The following is a 4497-nucleotide window of genomic DNA, read 5'->3' as shown; positions in this document are numbered from 1 at the left end:
GGCGCCGCGCCCACCGCGGCAGCCGGGGTGTGTCCGGCGCCCTCGGACGCGACGGAGGGGGGACTCCCGCCGCCGCGCACCCCCGCCGTCGCCCGCCTCGCCGGGGGCACGCTGTCCACGTGGATCGTCGACCTGCTCCTGACCCAGGTCTACCGACCTGAACCACCCGAGCCGTCGTCGCGGCGACAGACCGCCGACGGGATGGCACTGCTCACCCCGGGACGCATGGGGGAGGAGCTCCAGACCTGGACGCCGGCATGGCTGTCCCTGACCTGCGCCGCGCTCCGGGACGCCGGTCTCCCCGTCTCCTCCCACACCGACGACCACGCCGGTGGCGGGGACTGCGGGTGCGGAGCGGCCGACTCCCTGGGGACCGTGCTCGCCCTGCTCGGCCAGCACCCGGCAGGGGTGGATGCCCTGCTGCGGCAGTGGGGCATCGACCCGGCGGACGTGCCCGAGGAGATCGGTGGGCGGTGCGGCGCCCTGGCCCTCACCCTGCCCCACGGGGACAGCATCGCGGGGGTGGTCTCGGGATACGCACAGTCACCCCTGCCCGTCATGCACGGACACCACCGGGAGGTGGCGGTCGTGGCCAACGCGGTGACCGGGACCAGCGTGGACGTGCCCTCGATCGCCCGCCACCTGGCCGCAGCCCCGGGCATCGGGACCGACCCGCAGGCATTCGTCCTGGACATCTGGTCATTCGACAGGGTCGCGGACTTCTACCTGGACCGCGCGGATCCCCCACCGGTCCCACGTACGGCGATCGTGGCGACCCTCGCCGCCTTCAACGCCGCCACGCTGCTCACCCTGTGCAGCCCCGACATCACCGCGGTCACCCTGCGGGCCTGAGCGCCACGGGTCCGGAGGCGCCACGGTCCGGTGACCCCGTGCGCACGGTCGACCCCGGTGGCCGCAGGCGGCGCCCCCCACGCGGGGGCGCCGCGTGGACATGCTGGCACGCCGCGCGCACACCACCTAGCTTTGACGAGTGCTCGACGGAATCGCGGATGTCGCCTGGTGGGTGCCCGTCCTGCTGTGCCTTGCCGCACTGCTCGCCGGTTGGGTGGACGCCGTGGTCGGCGGGGGCGGGCTGATCCAGCTCCCCGCACTGCTCCTGGTGCCCGGGTTCGCCCCCGTCCATGCGCTCGCCACGAACAAGGTCGGCTCCGTCATGGGCACACTGACCAGCGCCACGACCTACTACCGCCGGGTCCGTCCGGACCTGCGCACGACGCTCCCCGTCGCCGGGGTGGCGTTCCTCGGGTCCATGGGAGGGGCGGTGGTGGCGAACCACCTGCCGACCGAGGTGTTCACCCCGGTGATCCTCGTCGCCCTCGTCGCCGTCCTCGTCTTCACCGTGGCCCGACCGCGTGTCGGGACCGACGACCAGGTCGACCCGCCACCGGCCGGGGTCGTCCTGGCCCGCACCGTCCCCTTCGGGGCGGTCATCGGCTTCTACGACGGGGTGATGGGACCGGGCACCGGCTCCTTCCTGGTCCTGGGCCTCGTCCTGCTGGCACGGACCACCTTCCTGCGGGCCACTGCCACGACGAAGATCGTCAACGCGGCGACGAACCTGGGGGCCCTGGCGTACTTCGCCCCGCTCGGCCTGGTGGAGTGGCGCCTGGGGGTCACCATCGGGGTGGCCAACATGCTCGGCGGTTACCTGGGGGCACGCACCGCCGTGCACCTGGGCAGCCGGTTCGTGCGTGCCGTGCTGATCGTCGTCGTGTGCGCGCTGCTGCTGCGTCTGGGTATCCAGGAGTTCGCCGCCTGAGCAGCGGCCGCCCTGGGTCGGGGCGGCGGGGTCGGGGCGGCCGGGGGCACTCAGAACTGCTCGGCGAGCTCCACCACCCGCCGCGAGGCCGCTGCCATGATGTCATCGGCGTTGGCCGGGTCGTGGTCCATGCCCTCGGCCCGCAGCTCGTGGAAGTCCTCCACCCCGAGGAACCGGAAGAGGGTGCGGACATAGGCGCTGGCGGGGTCCTGACCGTTGAAGACCCCACCTGCGGTCTGGATGTGCGCCACGCGCTTGCCGCGCACCAGGCCCACGCCCTCGCCCTCCTGGTTGTACTTGAAGGTCACACCCGCCACGGAGATCGTGTCGATCCACGCCTTGAGCCGGGTGGGGACCTGGAGGTTCCACAGGGGGTTCGCGATGACCACCTTGTCGGACTCCATGAACTGCTCGGTGTAGTGGTTGAAGAGGGTGATCTTGACCTGTTCGACCTGGTCGAGGTGCACGAAGGGGGTCCCTGCCTTCAATGAGTGCCACCCACTGAGGAGGTCGAGGTCGATCTCGGGGATCGCGACCTCGTAGAGGTGCAGGTCGGTGACGGAGTCCTCGGGGTGGGACCGCCGGTACGCGTCCACGAACTCGTCGGTGAGTCGCATCGTCCTCGACGTCCCCGCGTCGAGCGGATGCGCCCTGACGACCAGCAACCTCGTCATGCTGTGCCCCGTCCTCTTCCGTCCCGGTCCCGCTCCCGGACCGGTTGTCCGGGGCGGTCTCGTGGCCCATGTGGCCCGGCACATGAGACTAGACCCAGCATCCCAGCACCCGCAGGGACCTTGGGGGGACGTCCATCCCCCTCCGCCCGGGCGGACAATGTGTGCGTGGACGAGACCCCGGCAGTGCAGGCCCTCCCCGACGGCGCCCTGCCACTCGCCCTGGGACGCCACGCCCTGGCACTCGTCGCACGGCACCTCCGGGAGCATGGGGTCCACCAGGTCGCCGTGCCCGACCACCACTGCCTGACCATGCTCACCCCCTTCCAGTTGGAGGGGATGCACGTCGCCCACGTCCGGGTCGGGCCCGACCTGCTCACCGACCCGGAGGACCTGGCCCGCACCGTCGCGGCCGACCCCTCGTCCTGGGCGGTCCTCCACTGCGAGACCTTCGGTGCCGCCCCCTCCCCCGCCCTCGCCGGAGTGCTCACCCGGGCGCGCGCCGCGGGGGCGACCCTCGTCGTCGACGCGACGCACACCTGGCCGCGGGCGCCCCACCTCGAGGCGGACCACGTCGTCGTCTCCCTCCGCAAGCTGACCGGTCTGCCCGACGGCGCGTTCGTCACCGGCCTGACGCGGAGCGCCCTCCCCGACCTCACCCGTGACGCCCTCGACGAGGAGGTCACACGCACCTGGCTCGCGGGCGACCACGACCGGGCCGAGGAGCTGATGGACGACCAGCTCTCCCCGGTGTCGATGTCCGCCTGCTCCTTGGGGATGCTCGACGGTCTCGACCTCCCCGCACTCGTCGACGCACATCGGCGTACGGCCCGCGCGCTCGACCACGGCCTCCGGGAACTCGGGCTCACCCCCGTGGAACCACGGGGGGCCCACTTCTGTGCCGCCTTCCGGCACCCCCGCGGCCCGCAGCTCGTCCTCGCCCTCGCCCGCGCCGGGGTGGACGGTCCCGTGTGGTGGCCACGGCCGCGTGGCTGGGTGCGCCCCTGGCCCGACGACCTCGTCACGCTGCCACTCGACGGAGGAGGGGCGGCGGGTGGACGCGGGGAGGTCGGGGGGAGTGCGGGCCCCGACGAGGGCGGCGCTGCGCACACGCTCGAGGTGCTGCGCAGGGTCCTGCGCACCTCCGGGGTGGAACGCCCGGAGGTGCGGTGACCACCTGCTAGCCTGCTTCCATGTCGTACACACGTTCGACGGCGCGGGGGGTGGCCGTGTCCGCTGCCGGTCTCGCGGACCCCCGCGGTGCCCGTGCGCGCAGCCGCGCGGAGGCGGTCCGCCGGGGCGTGGAGGTGGTCTCGCGACTGTGGTACGTCCAGCTCGACTCCGTCAACGTCCTCGCCCGCGCGCAGGACATGGTGCTCTTCTCCCGCCTCGGACCGCTCCCCCCGGACCTGCTCACCACACCGCCGCCCACCGGCCCGCCGCTCCTGGTCGAGCAGTGGGCCCACGAGGCCGCCGTCGTCACTCCCGAGGTCGCCCGGCTCATCGCGGCCTTCCCACGTGAGGGGTTGTGGGGGTCCCGTGCGGCACACATGTCGGAGCCCGGGTGGGAGGAGGCCTCGAGCAGGTGATGGCACGTCTGTCCGAGTCCCCCTCGACCGCGCTCGGCGTCGCCGACGAGTTCGCGCAGGGGGACCCCCACCTCCGCCACGTGCTCGAGACCTGTGCCCTCCACGCCTTCCACTCGAGGCGTCTGGTGGGGGTCGGGCGGAACTCCGGCTTCCAGCGTCTCCTGGCGGATCCCACCACCCTGTGGCAGGACTGGTCCGAGGTCCCCGTGCCCCCACCGGCCGAGGCCGTGCTCAAGCTGACCCGCACCGCGGTGCGGGGTCTGGGCATCGCCCGCACCACGACGGTCGCCGACTGGTTCCGCACCCCGCGCCGTCTCACCGTGGGCGCCCTGGAGAGGCTGGAGGAGCTCGGGGAGGTCCGGCGCACCCGTGTCGAGGGCACCCGCGAGCAGCCCGGGAACCCGTGGTGGGTGCCCACGGGCACGGGCCCCGGCGGCAGTGCCGACGAGGACCGGTC

The 4497-nt window shown here is 73.2% G+C and carries 6 protein-coding genes; 5 read left to right on the top strand and 1 reads right to left on the bottom strand.

The genetic code is table 11. The features are described 5' to 3' along the window. A partial coding sequence (locus TA90_RS15160; RefSeq protein WP_187120122.1) for a hypothetical protein occupies positions 1 to 852 on the top strand: 852 nt, incomplete at its 5' end. A gap of 139 nt (positions 853 to 991) precedes the next feature. After that, positions 992 to 1780, top strand: a complete 789-nt coding sequence (locus TA90_RS08620; protein WP_082031584.1) for a sulfite exporter TauE/SafE family protein — start codon at positions 992 to 994, stop codon at positions 1778 to 1780. Positions 1781 to 1830: 50 nt separating this feature from the next. Here TA90_RS08620 and TA90_RS08615 read toward each other — a convergent pair whose 3' ends face one another. Then, entirely contained in the window at positions 1831 to 2454 is a 624-nt protein-coding gene (locus TA90_RS08615; RefSeq protein ID WP_043535800.1) for an FMN-dependent NADH-azoreductase, read from the bottom strand. A 165-nt stretch (positions 2455 to 2619) separates the two neighbouring features. Here TA90_RS08615 and TA90_RS08610 point away from each other — a divergent pair, with 165 nt between their 5' ends. The 3 genes from TA90_RS08610 to TA90_RS08600 all read left to right on the top strand — a co-directional run. Further along, on the top strand, positions 2620 to 3624 hold the full coding sequence (locus tag TA90_RS08610) for a hypothetical protein (RefSeq protein WP_043535799.1): 1005 nt from the start codon (positions 2620 to 2622) through the stop codon (positions 3622 to 3624). 20 nt (positions 3625 to 3644) lie between these two features. After that, positions 3645 to 4040 (top strand): winged helix DNA-binding domain-containing protein, encoded by a 396-nt coding sequence (locus TA90_RS08605; protein WP_043535798.1) that lies wholly within the window; start codon positions 3645 to 3647, stop codon positions 4038 to 4040. Next, positions 4040 to 4497, top strand: a 458-nt coding sequence (locus tag TA90_RS08600; protein WP_043535797.1) for a DNA glycosylase AlkZ-like family protein, incomplete at its 3' end; no start/stop codon positions are given. The genes TA90_RS08605 and TA90_RS08600, both read left to right, overlap by 1 nt.

The organism is Actinomyces polynesiensis (genome assembly GCF_000820725.1).
Taxonomy (GTDB): domain Bacteria; phylum Actinomycetota; class Actinomycetes; order Actinomycetales; family Actinomycetaceae; genus Pauljensenia; species Pauljensenia polynesiensis.
Note: the sequence above shows the minus strand (reverse complement) of the source record. Positions and strands in the feature narration are given on the sequence as shown.